Here is a 21092-nt window from a genome sequence, read left to right as displayed (position 1 = left end):
CGCGAGCTTGAGGCGGCCCTCGATGAGTTTCCGGAAAGGGCGAAGGCCCGGCGCAATGGGGGTGCGCCGGGCCTTCGCGTTCAGGGGGTCACGCGCACTTGGGCGCGACGGGCAGGTCCGATCCGGTCTGCAGGTAGGTGTCGGAGATGTAGTGTCCCGGGCCGATCCGGTCCCAGATGTTGCTGGTGCCGAACTTGCCGGTGACGGTCTCACCCTCGACGTAGCATTCGATGTTGACCTTCGCGTAGTTCGCCGCGAGGCCCTTGACGGCCGCCGTGGTGCTCGCGGAAGCCCGCACGTTCATCGGGTCGCCCGCGGTGCTGACGACACCGGTCGGGCCGGAGCCGGTCCACAGGTAGGAGACGTTGACCCAGCCGTTGTCGGTCATCTTCAGGCCGTCCCAGAAGGTGCCGTCCGCGAGGTCGATTCCTGCCGGGTTGGCGGGCTTGCGGCCGAACTCGTCCTTGCCGCCGTTGTAGCCGTCCTGGTACGCGGCCTGTGCTTCGGGCTTGCCCTGCGGCAGGTCCTTCCACATCTGGCGGGTTGCCGACGGGTTCCAGTAGTCGTCCTTGGTGTTCCACGGGCCGACGTCCCACACCGGCGCGTACTCGCAGCGGCTGTTGTCGGTGCGGCAGACGCGGACGGTGTAGTTTCCGGTGTTCTTGGGCGCCAGGCCGCGTCCGGAGGGCAGCGCGACGAAGTGGTCGCGGGACTTGATCACGTGGCCGTTGGCGGTGGTGCCGCCGGGAAGACCCTCACGGGTGGCGAACACCTTGTAGGTCAGCGGGGCGGCGGCCGCGCCGATCGCGTTCGTCTGCGGGCCGAGTTCGCCCTGGAGCGTGACGTCGCTGACCTTCGCGGTCAGTCCGTCGTTCACGGTGCGCAGTCCGATGCGGACCTGGACCGTGGAGACCGAAGTGGACAGCTGGGCGCCACCCTCGGCGGGGGTCCACTCGGTCCAGTCGTTCGAGTTCAGTTTTCCGCGGACGTCGACCTCGACGGCCGTGCCCTTCGGCGCGTCGGCGGTCACCCGCGCGGTGACGCGGTTCACCGGCTTCCCGAGCTTCTGCTCGCCCAGCAGCAGGTAGCCCTGGCTGCCGATGGAGTCGGGTTTTCTGTGCCAGGCGGCGTTTTCCAGGCTGAGCACGCCACCGTCGCTGCGGACGTTGACATCGTCGCTGTCCACAGTGGACAAGTCGGCTCGCCAGCTTCCTTCGGACGCCGCGTTCGCGGGGTTGGCGGCCAGCGCGGTGACCGCCCCCATGGCCAGCACGGCCGCCATCACACGGCGGGCCTTCACGGTCCGGACCATTCCGGTCTCCCTTCGAGCACTCTCGGTTGCTACGACGGAAGCTTCGCCGGGACCTGTACACGATCGATACAAACGCCCGGGATGTACATGAAGGCCCCCTTCCTGTACTTAGGCGCAAGGAAGGGGGCCTTCATGTACTTCGACGTCAGGCGCTCGCGGAGTCGCCGTAGGAGGCTTCCGCCGATTCCTGCAGCCGTGAAGCGAGCGCGGACTCCTGTGGCCGTGCCGAGAGCTCCCGCCACAACGCGAGGGCGCGTTCCGAGTACGTCCGCGACCGCTCCGGCTGGCTCAATGCCTCGTGCAGTTCCCCCAGCAGCTGGGACACCTCGGCCTCGGACCGGCGGTCCCCATTGCGCCGGTGCACGCTCAGCGAATTGACCAGCAGCAGTTGCGCGTGGGCCAGGTCCCCGCTGTGCAGATAAAGCTCGCCGAGGTTCTGGTTCGCGTAGCCGATGCAGTGGTCGTCGCCGAGTTCGTTGAAGATCGCGATGGCCCGGTCGACCCGTTCGCGTGCCCTGGCGAGGTTTCCTTGGTGTTGCTGCAACATCGCGAGCCGTTTGAGCGCGTGTGCCTCCCGATGCCGGTCGCCGATGGCCGCGGCCTGTTCGAGTGCTTCGGTGAACCAGCGTTCCGCGTCGGCGAACCGGCGTCGCGCCAGCCACACCGCGCCGATCGCGATCCGCGCGACGGCCTCGCCATGCGGATCACCGGCCGCCGAGAACTGGTCGAGTGCCGCGTGGCAGTGCTCCAGCGCGACCTCGACCTCGCCCTTGATCCGCAGCACGGTGCCGAGCCCGGCCAATGCGATCGCCGTGCCCCGCGCGTCGCCGATCTTGTCGAACAGCAGCTGCGACTGCTCGAACGCGACCAGTGCTTCGGCGTAACTGTCTTGGTACAGCTGGATTTGGCCGAGGTTGCGCTGAATGATCGCTTCGCCCCGCACCTCGCCGGACCGGCGGGCCGCCGCCAGTGCCACGGCGTGCGTGTGCAGCCAGTCGTCCTGGTGCCCGCGCTGGTCGAAGTACGGCGCGAGCGCGGCGGCGAGCCGCCAGGCGAGCGCGTCGAAACCGAGATCGGCGGCCAGCGAGACGGCGGCGACGCAGGTGTGCCGCTCGGCGGCGAACCACGCGGCCGGATCTTCGACCAGCCTCGCGGTCCCCGGTGGGAGAGCCGGCTGGACGGCGGTGTCGTCCCGGTATAGCCCGAAGAAGTGGATCGGCATCCGATCCGCCGCTTCGACCGCGAGGGCGAGATATCCCTCCAGTACTCGTTTGGTGGCGTCGCGCGCCTTCTCCGGGACGTCCTGCGCCCGCAGTTCGACGGCGTAACACCGCAACAGGTCGTGCAGGCGATAGCGCGGCTCGCCGCTGCCGTCCGAGCCGGTGAGTTCGACCAGGTGGGCGTCCACCAGCACGTCGAGGACGTCGTCGGCGTGGGTCCGGCCGAGCAGGGCCGCCACCGCCCAAGCGGGGAACTGGACCGAGCCGAGTCCGCCGAGGCCGCGGAACGCGGTCGCCGCCGACATCGGCAGGAGGTCGTAGCTGAGCGTGACACTGGCGCGGACGGCAAGATCACCGACGCGGAGTTCGTCGAGTCTTCGTCTCTCGTCCCGCAGCCTGTCGGCCAGGACACGCAGCGTCCAGCCGGGCCGGTGGGTCAGCTTCGCCCCGGCGACCCGGATCGCCAGTGGCAGATACCCGCACTGGCGCAGGATCGCGGCGGCGCACTCAGGTTCGGCGGCCACCCTGTCCCGGCCCACGATGCCTTCGAGCAGCTGGGCGGCCTCGGCCTCGGGCAGGAGATCGACGTCGACCGGGGTGGCCCCGGCCAGATCCGGCATGCGCACCCGGCTGGTGATCAGCACCGCGCAGGTGCCCGCCCCGGGCAGGAGTGGCCGGACCTGCGCCGCGTTGCCGGCGTCGTCGAGGACGACGCACATCCGCGTACTCGCCAGCCGGGAGCGCAGCAGTGCCGCGCGTTCGGGCAGTTCCCGCGGCAGGCCCGCGTCGGGGACGCCCAGCGCGCGGAGCAACTCCGCGAGCACGGTCATCGGCGGCCGGGGCGAGGACGACGTCCCGGCGAGATCGACATGCAGCTGGCCGTCCGGGAAGTCCTCCCGCACCGCGTGCGCGACCCGGATCGCGACCGAGGATTTGCCGACCCCCGGCGCCCCCGAAAGCACCACGATCGCCGGTTTCCCCTGGCCACGGCGGCGACGGAACAGGTCGACGAGATCGCCGACCACCGTGTCGCGGCCGGTGAAGTCCGGCAGGTCCAGCGGCAGCTGGCAGACCGGCGCCGTAGGCCGGGTGAGCGGGACGGGCGCGGACGGCGCCGCGACCAGCGAGGCCCGCACTTCCCGCAACCGCGGTCCCGGCTCGGTGCCGAGTTCCTCGGCCAGCACTTTCTCGGCCGTTTCGTAGGCCTCGATCGCGTCGGCCATGCGGCCGTCGGCCCGCAACGCGACGATCAGCTGCTGCCAGAGTTCCTCGCGCAGCGGATGCTCGGTGACCAGGCCGCGCAGTTCCGCGACGGCTTCGGCGGTACGGCCGAGTTCGATCCTCGCCCGCAGCCGTTGTTCGGAGACCGCGAGCCGCGATTCCGTCAGCCGGGCCACCGTCGCGCCCCAGCCGTGGTCGTGGGGTAGCCCTTCGAGGACTTCCCCGCGCCACAGCGCTTCGGCTTGATCCAGCAGGTCGAGAGCGGTTTCGGCCTCCCCTCGGCCGAGTGCGTCCTGTGCCAGCGCGGCCAGTTCGCCGAACCTGATGTGGTCGATCTCCCCAGGGGAAGCCTTCAAGATGTATCCGGACGCCCGGCTGCCGATCCGTTCCCCGAGTCCGGGATCGTGATCGGCGAGGCGTTTGCGGAGTGAATGGACGTAGGTGCGGATGTTCGCCGCCGCCGAACGGGGAGCCGACGAGGGCCACAGGACCTCGATCAGCAGTTCGGTGGAGACGACGACGTTGGGCTGGAGAAGCAGCGCGGCGAGCAGCAGACGCGGTTTGGGGCCGCCGAGCGGCACCACCTGCCCGTCCACCGCCACTTCGAGCGGACCGAGAACGCGAAACCCGAGAATAGTCACCTAAACCGCCAATACGGCAGGAGCCCCATTCCTCCGATCGTATTGCCGTAACGCCATGGTTGGCTAGATCCATTCGCATGCATGTGCAGACAGGCTTCGGTGTTTGTACGGGATGTGTACGACTCCGGTCGACGCTGCCGCCATGAAGCGTTCAAGTATCCGGCGGCTCGCCGGTTTCTTCCTCGTGCTGGTGACGGCGGGCGCCTTCGGTCTCGCGGGTGCCACCCCCGCGCTGGCCGCGGCGACCGGGACCGTGAAGACGGCGGGCGATCCGCTGAACGTGCGCCGCGCGCCGAACACGGCGTCGACCGCGGTGCGCACGGTGGCCAACGGGGCCACGGTGACCATCGACTGCCAGACGATCGGGAGTTCGGTCACCGGTCCGCTCGGCACGACGACGTTGTGGGACTACGTTCCCGCGCTCGGTGGCTACATTTCGGACGGATATGTCTACACCGGCTCCGATCAGCGGATCGCACCCGACTGCGGCGTCGGTTCCGGCAGTGCCGAATGTTCCACCGGTACCTGCGCCGGCGAAGGACAGTTCCGTTCATCGGATGCTCATTTCCTGGTTTACGACCAGGACGCCGACGGCAAGTCCGCTGTGGTCGCCTACTGGACGAAGGGTGGCGCCGGCCCGTTCTATGTCTGGGCCTCCGGCGGTAACGGCACGCACGTCGACAAGGTCGTTCCGGTCGCGAAGGGTTCGTGGGTCTATTACAAGGTCTGCGTCGCCAACGCCGCCGCGAATCCGGTACTCGAGGCCTGCAGTGGCGGCATCACCGATTACGCCGCGTGAAATTCACTCCCCGTTCTTTCCCCACTTCGAAAGGTTGAATTCTCATGGGTCAGGTGAACCGGCGGGCGGTACTGCTCGGTGGAGCCGCGGCGGTTTCGGCGGCGGCTTTGACGTCGACGTTGCCTTCGTGGGCGAACGCGAGAACGATGGCGGCGGCGCCCGCCATCCACGATCCGTTCCAGCTCGGTGTCGCCTCGGGTGACCCGTTGCCGGACAGCGTCGTGCTGTGGACGCGGCTCGCGCCCGCCCCGCTGAACCCGGACGGTTTCGGCGGAATGCCGGACGCTTCGTACACAGTGGACTGGGAGATCGCGAACGACCAGGCGTTCTCCTCGGTCGTCCAGCGCGGCAGCGCGACCGCGGCCCGCGCCTCCGGGCACAGTGTGCACATCGAGCCGGTCGGCCTCGCGCCGGGACGCGAGTACTTCTACCGCTTCAAGACCAGCGGATACCTCTCGCCGGTCGGCCGGACCCGGACCGCACCCGCCGCCGGTGCGGCCGTCGACCAGCTGAAGTACTGCTTCTCCTCCTGCCAGCACTGGGAGGAGGGCTGGTACCACTCGTACAAGGGAATGCTCGCCGACAACCCGGAGCTGGTGCTGTTCCTCGGTGACTACATGTACGAGCGGAAATCCGGGCGCGCGGCCGCCGAACTGAATCCGCGCAGGCTCGCCTTCACCGAGGACGTGACGACGCTGGCTCAGTACCGCGCCCGGCACGCGCAGCACAAGACCGACGCCGACCTGCAGAACGCGCACGCGATGGCGCCGTGGATCGTGGTCTTCGACGACCACGAGGTGATGAACAACTGGAACGGCACCACCACCCCCGCGACCGCCGAGCGGAAGGCCAACGGATTCCAGGCGTTCTACGAGAACATGCCGATCCGGTCCACCGCCAAGCCGAGTGGTTCGACCATCCGCCTGTACCGGCAGTTCGCCTGGGGCAACCTCGCCCGGTTCCACCTGCTCGACACGCGGCAGTACCGCAACGCGCAGGTACCCGATCCCTCCGGCGACGCGGGACCCGCGTGCACCGACATGCGGTCGACGTCGCGCAGCATCCTGGGCACCGCACAGGAGGCGTGGCTGCTGAAGGCGCTGGAGACGGCCCCGGCGAAGTGGGACTTCCTCGGCCAGCAGGTCTTCTTCGCCACCCGTGACGGCGACGGCAACAAGGCGACCTGTGAGAGCCCCGACTCTTGGCAGGGCTACGAGGCTTCCCGCGACCGGATCGCGAAGGGCATCGTGGACCGCAAGGTGCCGAACCCGATCGTGCTGACCGGCGACGTCCACCGGCACTGGGCCGCGGATCTGCGCCGCGACTACTTCAACCACAGCGACCCGGTGTTCGGTTCGGAACTGGTGACGACGTCGGTGACGAGCAACAGCGACACCGCGAGCGATCCGTCGTCGACGTGGCTCTCGCACAACCCGCACATCAAGTACTGCCGGGGAAAGCGCGGCTATGTCCGGGTGACGGCCACCCAGGCGCAGATGCGGGCGGATTTCATGACGGTTTCGGACACCGCCGAGTACGACTTCTCGAAGGTGACCCTCGCCGCGGACCGCAGCTACGTCGTCGAGGCGGGAAGGCCGGGCCTGCAACGGGTTTAGCGGGTGGTGAGTGGCGATTCGGGTTAGAGCACCTACTCGTCACCTGCGGTCTTGCTCGCGTGAAGTACATGATGGCCCCCTTCCTTGCGCTAGGCGCAGTGAAGGGGGCCTTCATGTACTGGGGAAAGGTGGACCTGCAGTTGATCAAGCTCGTGCCGACCGGCAGCCCGCACCAGCCCCACACCAGTGGGTGACCAAGGAGTCCTTCACGGACCGGTCACTACCGGGCTCACCCGCCGTAGGTACCTGAAACCCCCTTGGCTAGAACCCGAATCGCCACTCACGAGTCAGGACAGCAGGTCCACCAAAGCGTCACCGCGGGCTGTCCGGACCACGAGGACGACCTGGCCCTCGCGGTGACGCTGGATCAGGCCCGCCGAGACGAGCTGCTCGCAGTGGTAGGTCGCGGTGCTCGCGGCACAGGACAGCAGGTTCGCGATCTCCCCCATGCGGGCGGGTCTACCCAAGTGCCGCAACAGTTTCGCGCGGTGGGCACCGACGACGAGGTCGAGCCCCTCCGCTCCGGGGGGTGCTTCGGGCCTGCCGTTCTCGAGCAGACCGTCCAGTCCGGGGAGGGGATAGCCGATCCAGATGGCGTCCTCCTCGTCGAAGTTGGACACCACCGACCGGCAGCCCGCGAGCATCGGGACGAGGATCAGTTCGCGGCCACGGGTGGTGTAGCGCGCCGGTTCGGCGTCGGGCAGCAGCAAGGAGCCGTTGCTGAACCGGAAATGGGGCCGCAGCAGGCCCAGTACCGCGTCCGTCCCGCCGCGGACGGAGGCGACGCCGATCCGTTCGATCTCGCGGTCGAGCAGGGGACGGGCCTTGATCCAGAGATTTTCGGTCGCCACCCTGGTCGCGGTGAAGGCGTCCGCGAGCGAGGCGACCCAGCGTCTCGGATGATCGGCCGCCTGCCGCCACTGCGCGGGCACTTGGTCGCCGAAGACCTCTTCGAGTCCTTTCAAAACATCGGTTTCCGGCAGCTCGCGCAGCATTTCCGCCTGTGCGGCGGCGGAAGCGTCCTCGGTGGGACTGATCGGCACGATGAAATCCGGCTGCACGGAGGTGCCCCGACGGGCGAGCGCGCTCGCCGCACGGTATCCCTGCTCCGGAATCGCCGAGCCCACCTGGCGGCGCCAGGGGGCGGGCAGACCACGGTCGTACCCGCCGACGACCTCGACGAGCATCGAGACCAGCGAGATATGCGGGGAAACCGTCACACTGACCGGGATCTTGCTGGTGTCACCGAGTTCGAGCCGGGTATAGGAGGCCTGGGTCGGCGTCTCGCGCATCCGGTCGTCCCTCCTGGGAGTGGGCGTCGCAGCACGCGATGTTAGCGCCTCAGGTCAATACCCGACACCGCCTCGGAAAGCCAGTTGCTCATTCATGATGAGGAACGCGCCGAGACCGTGGAAATCGTTGATGTTGCGCTTGCGCGCGTAGTAATACGCCGTGTCTCCGACATTCGTGCCCTCGGAGATGTTCTTGATTTCCGTCAGCCCGTCGGAGCCGGTGGAAACCTGGGACAGGACGCCGCAGTAGCCCTTCGCGGCGACCGGCCGGTACTCCATGCCGATATATTCGCGTTCCACCGCCCTGGAGAGCAGGAACGTGTACATGGCGGAGGCCGAAGTCTCCAGCCAGTTGTCCTTGTCGCCGCCGCGGTCGACGATCTGGAACCAGCGGCCCGAAGTCCGGTCCTGCCAGCGGGTGTAGCCGGCGGCGAGGAACTTGACGACGTCGACGAGCCGCCGTCGTCGTGGATGGTCGGCGGGAAGGATCTCCAGTAGGTCGATCGCCGTCATCCCGAGCCAGCCGATCGCGCGGGCCCAGTGGTACTTCGAATGCCGCCCGGGGCCGGAAGCCCACGATTCCGAACCGTCCTCGTCATAGGCGTGGTAAAGCAGGCCTTTGGTGGGCTCCTTGAGCCGGTCGAAATAGACGGAGACGTTCTTCGCGGCCTCTTCGTAGCAGTAGCCACGGTCGCCGAAAGTCTTGCCGTACAAGGCGAGAAAGGGCTGTGCCATGTACACGCCGTCCGCCCACAACTGCCCGGTCTTGCTCGTGGCGTGGAACATCCCACCGTCGGATGTCCGGGGATAGGACGGGAACCGGCGGCGGAGCTGGTCCGCCGCGGTCTTGTACTTCGCCTGCCCGGTTTCGTTGTACAGCAGTGGGAACATCTGTCCGGAGCGCATCGCGTCCAGGTTGGTGAACTCGTTGGAGATTCCGTTCTCGGTGACGAACCGGTCGTACCAGGCGAGGATGTAGTCGAGATAGCTCTTTTCCCCGGTGCGCTTGTACACCAGGAATTGGCCGTAGAGGTACAGGCCGCGCGTGTAACCCCAGCCGCCGAGCGTGGCCGGGGTGTGGCGCCGCATCGTCGAGTCGACGACCGCCCTGGACCAGTCCAGCGGGGCCGCGGTGGCCACGCCGGGCAGGGCGAGCGCGCCGAGGGCGCCCGCGGTTCCGGCCAGCATCGTGCGCCGCGAAAGCCGTGCCGCGCGAAGAGGATTTGAGGACATTCGTGGCCCTTCCTGCGCCGGGGACACCGGGCGGAACTTTCCTTGTGCGACAACACCTACTCGCCGCCTCGACGGCAAGTCAAGAGAGGTCTGATCTCTGGTGTCATATATCAGATACACCACTCGAATGGCCGCTCCCGGTGTCCGGGACCGTCCCGGTGGGCGGCACCCGCCGGTGCTCTCGCCTACGATCGAGGGGTGAACGAGCTGACCTTCCGCGGGCGCCGCGTCGTCAGGGATCGGGCCCTGGTCATGGCGATCGTCAACCGCACCCCGGATTCCTTCTACGACAAGGGAGCGACCTTCGCCGACCCGGACGCGCTCGCCGCCGTCGCGCGGGCGGTGGAAGAGGGGGCGGACATCGTCGACATCGGCGGTGTGAAGGCGGGCCCCGGTGCGGAGGTGGACGTCGAGGAAGAGATCCGACGGGTGGTCCCGTTCGTCGAGCGGATCCGGGAACTGCATCCGGACTTGGTGATCAGCGTCGACACCTGGCGGCACGAGGTGGGCAGGCGCTCGGCCGAGGCGGGCGCGGACCTGATCAACGACACCTGGGCGGGCGCCGATCCGCGGCTGGCCGAGGTGGCGGCGGAGTTCGGCACCGGCTACGTCTGCTCGCACACCGGCAACGCCGTCCCGCGTACCCGTCCGTTCCGGGTGCGCTACCCGGACGTCGTCGCGGACGTCGTCGCGGAGACCGCGGCGCGCGCCGAAGCGGTCGTCGCGCTCGGTGTCCCGCGCGAGGGCGTGCTGATCGACCCGACCCACGACTTCGGCAAGAACACGTGGCACAGTCTCGCGCTGCTGCGGCACGCACGGGAACTGGCCGACACCGGCTGGCCGGTGCTGATGGCACTGTCCAATAAGGACTTCGTAGGGGAGACGCTCGGCGTGGAACTCGCGGAGCGGGTCGACGGGACCCTCGCCGCGACGGCCTGGGCGGTGGCCGAGGGGGCGAAGGTGTTCCGGGTGCATGAGGTGAAGCGCACCCGCCAAGTGCTGGAGATGATCGCGTCGATCCAGGGGGTGCGACCACCCGCCCGCGCGATCCGCGGCCTGGCCTGACCCCGCCCCGGTCTCCCCGCGTTTCGTCCTCTGAATGCGGTACTTGCGTGTGCAACTACCGCATTCAGAGGACGAAACGCGGGTGGGTCAGGAGCCGTTCAGCGGGATCACGGCCGACACCGTGCTGCCGGAACCGGGCTCGCCGACGATGGTGAGTTCGCCGCCGAGCGCGCGGACGCGGTCGCGGAGACCATGCAGCCCGGAGCCGCCGCCGATGTCGGCCGCGCCGGTGCCGTCGTCGTGGACCTCCACCCGCAGGCGGTCCTCCTCGACGCCGATCCGCACCCGGACCTCCCCGGCCTGCGCGTGCTTCAGCGCGTTGGTGACCGCTTCGGAGACGACGAAGTACGCCGTCGCCTCGACGGCGCCGCTCAGCCGGGGCACGTCCGCCCCGGCGAGGTCGACCGCGAGCGGGATCCGGTCCAGCAGCGATCGGACGGCGGGGATCAGCCCGGCCTCGGTGAGGATCGCGGGATGCAGCCCGCGCGCGAGTTCGCGCAGTTCGGTGACGGTGGCCTGCAGTTCGTCGATGGTGTTCCGCAGCAGCTTCTCGACGGCGGGGGTCAGTTCGTCGCCAAGGCGCCGTTCCGCCATTCTCAGCAGCAGCACGACACTCACCAGCCGCTGCTGCGCGCCGTCGTGCAGGTCCCGTTCGACCCGTCTCCGCTCGTCGTCGGCGGCGGCCACGATGCGTGCCCGCGAGGCATGGACCTCGACGAGCCGCTCCTCCAGTTCCGCGGCGAGCCGCTGGTTGTCCAGCACCAGCCCGGCCGCGGCGTTGAGCGCGTCGATCGACCGGGTGTCCTTCCACACCTCGTCGTCCTGCACCAGCGCGGCCAGCCCGGAGCCGTCGCGTTCCAGCAGGAGCCGGATCATTTCCGCGTTGCCGACTCGCGCCCGCAGCACCCCGATCAGGAACGCCAACGGCCACAGGCAGAACGAGACGCGGTAGACGTCGAGCAGCGGTTCGGAGACCGGATGCCCGGAGCCGAGCGCACTGCCGACCGTCGTGCTCACCGCGCCGATCACGGCGATGGCGACGACGGGGGACAGCAGGCGCCGCTGCGGCAGCCGCCCGGCGAGCCAGCGGTAGACCAGCACCACGACGACACCGCCGCCGATCAGCGCGCCGACGAGTTCCAGCAGCCGTTTGACCAGCTGTTCCGCCTCGGGGGAGGCCGCGACCGCGGCGAGGTTCAGCGGATCGTCGTTGACCAGCAGACCGAGTACCGCCGAGCCGAAGACCACGCCGTAGGCGGAAAAGACGAGCGCGCGCTCCCCGCGGGACCGGAGTTTTCCGTGGGGAAAGACGAGCACCAGATGCGCGATCACCGGGCTGGACGCGGCGGACAGCGCGAGACCGACGGTGTGCGTGACGGCGTCTTCGGCGAATTGCAGGTCCTCGGCGAACAACGCGAGCCCGGCCAGCGCGATGAGGAGACCGGTGGGGTTCGAGGGCCGTCGCACATGCGCGACGGCGCCGGCGAGCAGGAAGAGGAATCCGGTCGTCGTCGACAAGGTGGTGTCCAGCACGGTGTGCGTACCGTCGGCGATCTTGAGGGTCATCGCGAGCACGCCCAGCCCGAGGCCGGCGGTCAGCACGCCCGCCATCGCGACGGTCCGACGGTGATTCACCATGCAGTCGTCACCACTAAGCGTGATTCGCCCGTTCGGCCCGGACCGTTACACCGGGCGGATGCTCCCGGTGTCCTGGAATGTGGAACAGCAGTTCCGCCTGGTGTCAAGGTTTCTCAGGATCTTTCCCGTCATTCGGATGGCGATGCAGGCGGGTGGGTGAACATGCGACTCTCGCGCCACCACCCGAGCAGCGTCGTACCCTCCGAAAGGCGACCTTCCGTGCGCACCCACCACAGAGCCCGTTTGCTGGCCGCGGCCTTCGCCGCACTGACCTTGGCCGGCGGGATCGCGGGGTGTTCGCGCGCCGACAGCGGCTCCACCCCCGCCGAGCAGAAGAGCCAGGGCGCCGCGTCCGAAGTGCGGGTCGGGTACTTCCCCAACGTGACGCACGCGCCCGCGCTGATCGGGGTGAAGAAGGAGTTCTTCGCCAAGGAACTGGGCTCGACGAAGCTCACGCCCCAAACCTTCAACGCCGGACCCGAAGAGGTCAACGCGCTGCTCGGCAACTCGCTCGACATCGCCTTCATCGGCTCCGGCCCGGCGATCAACGCCTTCACCAAGTCCAAGGGCGCCATCCAGCTCGTCTCCGGTGCGGTCACCGGCGGCGCGCAGCTGGTGGTGAAGCCCGAGATCACCACGCCGGAGCAGCTGTCCGGCAAGAACATCGCGACGCCGTCGCTGGCGAACACCCAGGACGTCGCGCTGAAGAAGTTCGTCGCCGAGAAGAAGCTGGCCGACGTCAAGGTCACCAACCTCGACAACCCGAAGACGTTCGACGCGTTCAAGAAGGGCGAACTCGACGGCGGCTGGCTGCCGGAGCCGTGGTCGTCGCGACTGGTGCTGGACGCCGGCGCGAAAGTACTGGTGGACGAGAAGAACCTGTGGCCGGAAGGCAAGTTCCCGACCACGGTCGTGATCGTCCGCAGCGAGTTCCTGCAGCAGCACCCGGAGACCGTCACCGCCATCCTCAAGGGTGAACTCGCCGCCATCGAATGGGCGAAGACCAACCCCGCCGAGGCGAAGACGGTGGTCAATGGAGAACTCAAAGCCCTGGCGGGCAGCACACTGAGCGAGGCGGTTCTCGACCGCGCGTTCTCGGGCATCGAGCTCGGCATCGACCCGGTCGCGTCGACCTTCAGCCAGCTCGCGCAGGACTCGGTGACCGCCGGCGTGGTGAAGTCCGCGGTGGACCTCAAGGGGTTCGCCGATTTCGGCCCGCTCAACGCAGTGCTCTCCCAGCAGGGCAAGCCGGGCGTGAACGCGCCCGGGCTGACGAAGTGACCGAAGGGGATCAGCGATGACGACCACCTTGGAGCCCGGCCTGTCCACCGGCGTCGCCGTGCGCCTTGACGGTGTCCGGAAGGCGTTCGGTCCCACCGGCCGGGCCGTCGTGGCCCTCGACGGGATGGATCTGGCCGTCGCCCCCGGCGAGTTCGTCTGCCTGCTGGGCGCTTCCGGCTGCGGCAAGAGCACCCTGCTGAACCTGGTCGCGGGCCTCGATCAGCCGACTTCCGGCACGATCACCCTCGAGACCTCCCGTCCCGCGGTGATGTTCCAGGAGGCCGCGCTGATGCCGTGGCTGACCGCCGCCCGCAACGTGGAACTCCCGCTGCGGCTGGCCGGGTTCGGCCGGACCGAGCGCCGCGCGAAGGCGGCCGAGCTGCTCGACCTCGTCCGCCTCGGCGGCGCGGGCGACAAGCGGCCGCACGAGCTGTCCGGCGGGATGCGCCAGCGGGTCGCGCTCGCCAGGGCGCTGGCGGCGACCCTGCGCGTCGGCGGTGACCCGGACCAGTCGCTGCTGCTGATGGACGAGCCGTTCGCCGCGCTCGACGCCATCACCCGCGACGTCCTCCAGGGTGAACTGCTGCGGGTCTACCGCAGCACCGGCACGTCGGTGCTGTTCGTGACCCACGACGTCCGCGAGGCCGTCCGGCTCGGTCAGCGTGTCGTGCTGCTCTCCTCACGGCCGGGCCGTGTGGTGCGCGAATGGCGCGACGTCCAGGCCTCCGACGCCGAAGAGCTGACGCTGGAGATCACCGGTCACCTCCGGGAGGTGATCAGTACCCATGCCGCGGCTTGACCGCCCCGAACTCGCGGCGGAGGAGGCGGACGAGGCCGTCGGCGCGGGGCTCGACTCGCTCGACACCCCCGCCGGGGAACGCCGGGAAAGCCGGGGGAAGCGGTTCCTGCGCGGCTTCGTGCCGCCCGTGGTCTTCCTGATCTTGCTGATCGCGCTGTGGCAGGCCCTGTGGGCCGCCGCGTTCTGGCCGGAGTCGATGCTGCCCGCGCCGCTCGCGGTCTGGGACGAACTCGCCGGCATCACCACCGACGGGGAGATCTTCGAATTCGTCTGGACGTCGGTGCACCGGGCCGCGCTGGGATTCCTGATCGGCGTGCTCATCGGGACGCCGCTCGGCCTCCTGGTGGCGAAGGTCCGGCTGGTCCGTTCGGCCGTCGGGCCGTTCCTGACCGGACTGCAAAGCCTTCCGTCGGTGGCCTGGGTGCCGGCGGCGATCCTGTGGTTCGGGCTGAACGACGCCTCGATCTACTTCGTCGTCCTGCTGGGCTCGGTGCCCTCGATCGCGAACGGCCTCGTCGCGGGCATCGACCAGATCCCGCCGATCCTGCCGCGGGTCGGCCAGGTGATGGGAGCGGGCAGGCTCTCCTCCGCCAGGCACATCCTGCTGCCCGCCGCGCTGCCGGGCTTCCTGGCCGGGCTCAAGCAGGGCTGGGCGTTTTCGTGGCGTTCGCTGATGGCCGCCGAACTGATCGCGCTGTCGCCGGCGCTCGGCAAGGGGCTCGGCGCGTATCTGAACGAGGGCTCGTCGTTCAACAGCATGGAGGCCGTGATCTCGGCGATCTTCCTGATCCTCCTGGTCGGCGTCGGCATCGAACTGATCGTGTTCCGGCCGCTGGAGCGGTCGGTCCTGCGCGCGCGAGGGCTGACCGCTTCGCTCTAGGCCTGAGCGTTCACCTTCCGTCGGTGGCCTACCTACGAGACCGTAAGTTACGGTGTCGTAGGTAGGCGTTTTCCGTACCCAGGAAGGACGAACGCATGACCACGGTCCCCGAAAGCACCCGGCTGATGCTCGAGCTGGAGGGAACGGTCGAGGAGAACCTCAACCGGCATCTCTCGGTCGCCAAGGAGTGGATGCCGCACGAGTACGTGCCGTGGAGCGAGGGGAAGAACTTCGCCGAACTGGGCGGCGAGCCGTGGGATCCCGAGCAGTCGCGGGTGTCGCCGATCGCGCGGACGTCGTTGGAGGTCAACCTCCTCACCGAGGACAACCTGCCGAGCTACCACCGCGAGATCGAGCGGGCCTTCGGCCGCGACGGCGCGTGGGGCACGTGGGTGCACCGGTGGACCGCGGAGGAGGGCAGGCACGGCATCTGCATCCGCGACTACCTGCTGGTGACGCGCGCGGTGGACCCGGTCGAGCTGGAGCGGGCCCGGATGCAGACGATGCAGGCCGGATACGACAGCGGCGACAAGGCGTTGCTGAACGTCTTCGCGTACGTGTCCTTCCAGGAACTGGCGACGCGGATTTCGCACCGGAACACCGGGCGGTACACGCAGGATCCGCTGTGCGAGAAGCTGCTCTCCCGGGTAGCGATGGACGAGAACCTGCACATGGTCTTCTACCGGAATCTGGTGCAGGCGTCGCTGGAGCTCACCCCCGACGCGATGATGCGCGCGATCACCGACGAGGTCGTCCAGTTCCAGATGCCGGGCGCCGTGATCCCGAGTTTCGTGCGGAAGGCCGCGCTCATCGCGAAGGCGGGCATCTACGACCTGAGGATTCACCACGACGAGGTGATCTGGCCGCTGCTGCGGCAGTGGAAGATCTTCGAGCTGGAAGGGCTCGGCGAGGTCGGGGAGAAGGCCAGGGACGAACTCGATCAGTTCCTGAAGGCCCTCGACACTCAGGCGTCGCGGTTCGAAGAGCGACGCGCGGCCGCCGAAGCCCGCTCCGCCGCCCGGCGCTGACCGGACGGCGAAGCGAAATGCTCTAGCGAGAGCGGCGGGCTCCGGCGCGGGTTCCCGACGAGAACGCGGCGGCACCGCCACGGCGGGCAGGAGCGCCGCCGGAGCCGGTGCGGGACTGGGACTTCGCGGCCCCGGAACCGCGGCGCGGCTGCGACTCCGCCGCACCACGACGAGCCTGGCCGCCCTTGGGCGCGCCTTCGCGACGTCCGGTGGTCTCGGCGCCGCGACGGCCCTGACCGGCGGGGGCGCCACCGCGGCGATCACCCTCCGCCCGAGGCTGGCGCGAGCGGCCCTCCGAGGAGCCACCACTGCGACGTCCGCCACCGGAAGCGCCCCGACCACCGGCGGACGGGCCACGGCCACGGCCCGCGCGGTTACCGCGGCCACGGCTCGGCGGGCGGTCCTCTTCGTCGTCGCCCTTGCCGAGGATGGCCTCGCCGCTGGCGGAGACCTTCTTCGGCCGGGTGTCCACGATCGGCCGCCGCGGTGACGCGGTGAACGAACGCTCGCCGGGAGCCAGTTCGGCCAGCAGCGGATGGCCGGGGCCGAGCTGCGTCGTGGTCGGCTTGATGCCGGCCTTGCGGGTGAGGTCGCGGACGTCGCCGACCTGCGCGTCGGTCATCAGCGTGACGACGGTGCCGGACGCCCCGGCCCGCGCCGTCCGGCCGGACCGGTGCAGATACGCCTTGTGCTCGACCGGCGGATCGGCGTGGATGACCAGCGTGACGTCGTCGACGTGGATACCGCGGGCGGCGATGTCGGTCGCGACCAGTGTCTTCGCCGCACCGGAGGAGAACGCCTCCAGGTTCCGCGTCCGCGCGGTCTGACCGAGGTTGCCGTGCAGTTCGACCGCGGGCACGCCGGAGGCCATGAGCTTGCGCGTCAGCTGCTTGGCGCGGTGCTTCGTCCGGGTGAACACCAGGGTGCGACCCGGCGCCGCGGTGAGGTCGATCAGCACCGGCAGCCGGTGGACCTCCTCCAGGTGCAGCACGTGGTGCTTCATGGTCGAGACCGGCGACTGCGCCGAGTCGACGCTGTGCGTGACCGGATCGTGCATGAAGCGCTTGACCAGCACGTCGACGCCGGCGTCGAGGGTCGCGGAGAACAGCAGCCGCTGGCCACGCTCCGGGGTCTCGGCCATGATGCGCCGGACGTCGGGCAGGAAGCCGAGGTCGGCCATGTGGTCGGCCTCGTCCAGCACGGTGATCTCGATGTTGTCGAGTTTCACCTCGCCCGAACGCATGTGGTCGGCGAGCCGGCCGGGGCAGGCGACGACGATGTCGACGCCGTCACGCAGCCGGGTGATCTGGGGGTTGGGGCTGACGCCGCCGAAGATGGTGGTGACCTTGAGGCCGAGCGGCTTGGCCAGTGGAACGAACGAAGCTTCGATCTGGGTGGCCAGCTCGCGGGTCGGGGCCAGCACCAGCGCACGCGGACGGCCGGGGCGGCGCCGGGTCGGGCCGGCGGCGAGCCGGGCGAGGACGGGCAGCACGAAGCCGTAGGTCTTGCCGGAGCCGGTGCGGCCGCGGCCGAGGACGTCGCGCCCGGCCAGCGAATGCGGCAGCGTGGCGGCCTGGATCGGGAACGGGCTGGTGACGCCCTGCTCGGCGAGCGAGTCCACGAGGGTCTTGGGCAGGCCGAGTTCGGTGAAAGTAGGTGTGCTCATAAGCGTGTGGGCACAGGTGCGCCCTGGTATCTCCGTACGGATAGGAAGGGTTGTCCTGCCCGGCGCAGACCTCGGGGGGCCGCGGCGCGTGGTCTTCGACAACGAAACGCGGCCCGAGGCAGAACTGAGCGGACCGCGGCTCCAGTGTAGCGGGTCGTGATCTCCCCGACTACGTGATATCGCCCGCATCGGTCCGGCGATGTTCGTCGGTTCGGACGAGCCGGCCGCGGCGTCGCGGTGAAACGCTGGCCTGACCGTACGAAAGGGGACACGGGTGTCGAACGTTCAGGAGCTGCAAGGCGTGCTCGACGAGGGGGCGCGGGAGGTGGCTGTCCCCGGAGCCGTGGTGGGGGTGACCTACCGCGGCGAGGAGTCGGTTTTCGCCACCGGAGTGTCCAGTGTGGACACCGGTCTGCCGGTCGATCCCGGCACTCTGTTCATGATCGGCTCCACCAGCAAGACCTTCGCCGCGGCCGCCGTCATGGCCCTGGTCGAGGACGGCCTGCTGGACCTGGACAGGCCGGTCGTCGAGTACCTGCCCGATCTTCCGCTGGCGGATCCGGTCGCGCGGAAGACGGTGACCCTCCGGCATCTCCTCACCCACTCCGCCGGGTTCCTCGGCGACGTGGACTTCACGACCGGCTGGGGTGACGACGCGCTGGCCCTCGCCATCGCGAAGTTCGGTGAACTGCCGCAGAACTTCCCGCCCGGTGAGGTGTTCTCCTACTGCAACGCCGGGTTCCAGCTGGCCGGACGGGTCGTCGAGGTGGTGGCGAGCGAACCTTTCGAGGACGTCGTCCGCGCCCGGCTGCTCGAACCGCTCGGCATGACCGAGTCGTATTACCTGCCGTGGGAGGTGCTCACACGCCGTCACGCCGTCGGTCATGTGGTGCGTGAAAGCGGTCCGGCGGTCGAGCACACCGTGGGCCTGACCCGCGCGGACAGCGCGAGCGGCGGCCTGTGGTCCACGGCGGGCGACCAGCTGAAATGGGCCCGGTTCTTCCTGGCCGGCGAGGCCGAGGGTGAGCCGCCGCTCAGTGCCGCGTCCCGGGACCTCCTGCGCGCGCCACAGCGCAAGGCCGCCCTGCGGTTCGAGGAGGTCGGGCTGAGCTGGCTGCACACGAGCCACGGTGACGCGCGTTTGGTCAGGCATGGGGGGAACGTGAGCAACCTGCAGCTGTCGGACTTCGTGACCCTGCCCGAGGAGGACTTCGCCGTCACCGTGCTGACCAACAGCGCGGGCGGCTCCGCGCTGGGCGCGAAAATCGTCGATTGGTGCCTGGAGAAGCTGGTGGGGCTGCCTCCGCTCGCGAGCCCGCCGCCGGTGCCCCAGCCGGACATCGCCGAGTACCTCGGCCGCTACCAGACCGGGGACCTGGCGTTCGTGGTCAGCGACCGTGACGGCGCGCTGCAGGCCCAGCTGGTCGCCGACGTCGAAGGCCTCCCGTCGCCGCCGCCGTTCGAAGCCGTGTTCGTCGGCGACGACGCGATCGCCCCGGCCGCCGACACCCGGAAACCCACCGCGCGCTTCCTGCGGAATGAGCACGGGGAGGTGACTTCGGTCGAGTTCGGTGGCCGGACGGCGAAGCGGCGCGCTACGGTTACCGAGTAGTAACTTCGGCGACCAGGAGTGACGATGAGCGAAAAGGCGACCGCGTTGTTGCTGAACCCGGGTGGGTACGACCCACGGCAGTTCGACCCGGAGACGCGTCGCCTGCTTCGTGCCACCATCGAGTGGTTCGAACAGCGAGGCAAGCGCAAGCTCGTCGAGGACTACCACGAGCGCACCTTCTACGCGGACTTCATCGAGTTCGCGGGCAAGGAAGGGCTCTTTTCGACGTTCCTCACTCCCGGTGCCAGCGCCGAAGGGAATCCCGACAAGCGCTGGGACACCGCGCGGGTCGCCGCACTGTCGGAGATCCTCGGCTTCTATGGGCTGAATTATTGGTACCCCTGGCAGGTCACGATCCTGGGCCTCGGCCCGGTGTGGCAGAGCGCGAACGAGGCCGCCCGCAAACGCGCGGCGGACTCGCTCGCGGCCGGCGGCGTCGCCGCGTTCGGACTGTCCGAAAAGGAGCATGGCGCCGACATCTACTCGTCGGACCTCGTGCTGACCCCGGACGGCGCGGGCGGTTACCGCGCGAACGGGTCGAAGTACTACATCGGCAACGGGAACTGCGCGCGGACCGTGTCGGTCTTCGGCCGTATCGACGGTGTCGAGGGCCCGGATCAGTACGTGTTCTTCTACGCGGACTCCGAACACCCGAACTACCACGTGGTGAAGAACGTCGTGCCGTCACAGATGTACGTGGCCGAGTTCCGGCTCGACGACTACCCGGTGTCCGAAGAGGACATTCTGCACGTCGGCTCCGAAGCGTTCTCCGCGGCGCTGAACACGGTCAACATCGGCAAGTTCAACCTGTGCTTCGGCGGCATCGGCATGTCGACGCACTCGCTGTACGAGGCGATCACGCACGCGCACAACCGGGTGCTCTACGGCAAGAAGGTCACCGAATTCCCGCACGTGCGCAGGGAATTCGTCGAGGCGTACGCGCGGCTCATCGCGATGAAGCTGTTCTCCGACCGCGCGGTGGACTACTTCCGCAGCGCGAACCCGGACGACCGCCGGTACCTGCTGTTCAACCCGATCACCAAGATGAAGGTGACCACCGAGGCGCGGAAGGTCATCGGTCTGGTCGCGGACGTGGTGGCGGCCAAGGGTTTCGAGGCCGACACCTACCTGGCGATGTCCAAGAACGACATCGACGGCCTGCCGAAGCTGGAAGGCACGGTGGCGGTGAACCTCGCGCTGATCGCGAAGTTCGTGCCCGCGTATCTGTTCGCGCCCCAGGACTACGAGCCGGTGCCGACGCGTTCCGACGCGGCCGACGACGAGTTCCTGTTCCGTCAGGGCCCCGCGCGCGGGCTTTCGAAGGTGCGGTTCCACGACTGGCGCGAGGCCTACGCCAAGGCGTCCACGATCCCGAACGTCGCGCGGTTCACCGAACAGGCCGAAGCGCTGGTGAAGCTGTTCACCGACGCGGCACCGGACGAGGCGCAGCAGCAGGACATCGACTTCGGCCTCGCGCTGACCGAGCTGTTCACCCTCGTCGTCTACGGGCAGCTGGTGCTGGAGCAGGCCGAGATCACCGGCATCGAGACCGAGGTCGTCGACCAGATCTTCGCCATCCTGGTGCAGGACTTCAGCGCCACCGCGGTCGAGCTGCACGGGAAGTCGTCCTCGACCGAGGCGCAGCAGGCACTCGCGCTGGCTTCGATCCGGAAGCCGGTCGTCGACGCGGCGCGGTTCGACCACGTGTGGTCGCTGGTGCGGGACCTCTCCGGCGCCTACGCCATGAACCCGTAAAGGTCCGTGAAGGCCTCCTTCCCTACCCTGAGAG

General features: G+C 68.9%; 15 protein-coding genes. 9 read left to right on the top strand and 6 right to left on the bottom strand.

Annotated features, from left to right (window positions below):
• Positions 1-88: 88 nt before the first annotated feature.
• Positions 89-1312 (bottom strand): hypothetical protein, encoded by a 1224-nt coding sequence (locus AVL48_RS33585; RefSeq protein ID WP_061981423.1) that lies wholly within the window; start codon positions 1310-1312, stop codon positions 89-91.
• A 145-nt stretch (positions 1313-1457) separates the two neighbouring features.
• Positions 1458-4394, bottom strand: a complete 2937-nt coding sequence (locus tag AVL48_RS33580; RefSeq protein ID WP_143104780.1) for an AfsR/SARP family transcriptional regulator — start codon at positions 4392-4394, stop codon at positions 1458-1460.
• Positions 4395-4536: 142 nt separating this feature from the next.
• Between AVL48_RS33580 and AVL48_RS33575 the strand changes: the two genes are divergently transcribed.
• Positions 4537-5193 carry a hypothetical protein gene (locus AVL48_RS33575; RefSeq protein ID WP_061981425.1) on the top strand — a complete coding sequence of 219 codons (657 nt, stop codon included), beginning with the start codon at positions 4537-4539 and terminating at the stop codon, positions 5191-5193.
• 44 nt (positions 5194-5237) lie between these two features.
• On the top strand, positions 5238-6809 hold the full coding sequence (locus AVL48_RS33570) for an alkaline phosphatase D family protein (protein WP_061981426.1): 1572 nt from the start codon (positions 5238-5240) through the stop codon (positions 6807-6809).
• Between the two features lie 287 nt (positions 6810-7096).
• Here the strand turns inward: AVL48_RS33570 and AVL48_RS33565 are convergent, their stop codons facing one another.
• Both AVL48_RS33565 and AVL48_RS33560 read right to left on the bottom strand, forming a co-directional pair.
• Complete coding sequence (locus AVL48_RS33565) at positions 7097-8101, bottom strand: winged helix-turn-helix domain-containing protein (protein WP_061981427.1); 1005 nt, start codon at positions 8099-8101, stop codon at positions 7097-7099.
• A gap of 54 nt (positions 8102-8155) precedes the next feature.
• Entirely contained in the window at positions 8156-9334 is a 1179-nt protein-coding gene (locus AVL48_RS33560) for a glycoside hydrolase family 88/105 protein (RefSeq protein WP_061981428.1), read from the bottom strand.
• A gap of 198 nt (positions 9335-9532) precedes the next feature.
• Here AVL48_RS33560 and folP point away from each other — a divergent pair, with 198 nt between their 5' ends.
• Entirely contained in the window at positions 9533-10399 is an 867-nt protein-coding gene (folP, locus tag AVL48_RS33555; protein ID WP_167386341.1) for a dihydropteroate synthase, read from the top strand.
• A gap of 87 nt (positions 10400-10486) precedes the next feature.
• Here the strand turns inward: folP and AVL48_RS33550 are convergent, their stop codons facing one another.
• A complete protein-coding gene (locus AVL48_RS33550; RefSeq protein WP_143104781.1) occupies positions 10487-12037 on the bottom strand; it encodes a sensor histidine kinase in 1551 nt (516 codons plus the stop codon).
• A 219-nt stretch (positions 12038-12256) separates the two neighbouring features.
• Between AVL48_RS33550 and AVL48_RS33545 the strand changes: the two genes are divergently transcribed.
• The 4 genes from AVL48_RS33545 (at position 12257) to AVL48_RS33530 (ending at position 16025) form a co-directional block, all read left to right on the top strand.
• Complete coding sequence (locus AVL48_RS33545) at positions 12257-13318, top strand: ABC transporter substrate-binding protein (RefSeq protein ID WP_061981429.1); 1062 nt, start codon at positions 12257-12259, stop codon at positions 13316-13318.
• 16 nt (positions 13319-13334) lie between these two features.
• Positions 13335-14117, top strand: coding sequence for an ABC transporter ATP-binding protein (locus tag AVL48_RS33540; protein WP_061981430.1), 783 nt, complete (start codon positions 13335-13337; stop codon positions 14115-14117).
• Entirely contained in the window at positions 14104-14997 is an 894-nt protein-coding gene (locus tag AVL48_RS33535) for an ABC transporter permease (RefSeq protein WP_061981431.1), read from the top strand. Before AVL48_RS33540 ends, AVL48_RS33535 begins: the two co-directional genes overlap by 14 nt.
• Before the next feature lie 95 nt (positions 14998-15092).
• Positions 15093-16025 carry an acyl-ACP desaturase gene (locus AVL48_RS33530; protein WP_061981432.1) on the top strand — a complete coding sequence of 311 codons (933 nt, stop codon included), beginning with the start codon at positions 15093-15095 and terminating at the stop codon, positions 16023-16025.
• Positions 16026-16047: 22 nt separating this feature from the next.
• On the opposite strand, the gene AVL48_RS33525 is transcribed toward AVL48_RS33530, so the two are convergent.
• Positions 16048-17691: a DEAD/DEAH box helicase gene (locus tag AVL48_RS33525; protein ID WP_061981433.1), complete on the bottom strand. Its 1644-nt coding sequence runs from the start codon at positions 17689-17691 to the stop codon at positions 16048-16050.
• 274 nt (positions 17692-17965) lie between these two features.
• Here AVL48_RS33525 and AVL48_RS33520 point away from each other — a divergent pair, with 274 nt between their 5' ends.
• Both AVL48_RS33520 and AVL48_RS33515 read left to right on the top strand, forming a co-directional pair.
• A complete protein-coding gene (locus AVL48_RS33520; RefSeq protein ID WP_061981434.1) occupies positions 17966-19303 on the top strand; it encodes a serine hydrolase domain-containing protein in 1338 nt (445 codons plus the stop codon).
• 24 nt (positions 19304-19327) lie between these two features.
• Positions 19328-21058 (top strand): acyl-CoA dehydrogenase family protein, encoded by a 1731-nt coding sequence (locus AVL48_RS33515; protein WP_061981435.1) that lies wholly within the window; start codon positions 19328-19330, stop codon positions 21056-21058.
• Positions 21059-21092 lie beyond the last annotated feature (34 nt).

It is taken from the genome of Amycolatopsis regifaucium, from assembly GCF_001613935.1.
In the GTDB taxonomy this organism is placed as follows: domain Bacteria; phylum Actinomycetota; class Actinomycetes; order Mycobacteriales; family Pseudonocardiaceae; genus Amycolatopsis; species Amycolatopsis regifaucium.
This window is presented reverse-complemented; position numbering and strand designations above follow the sequence as displayed.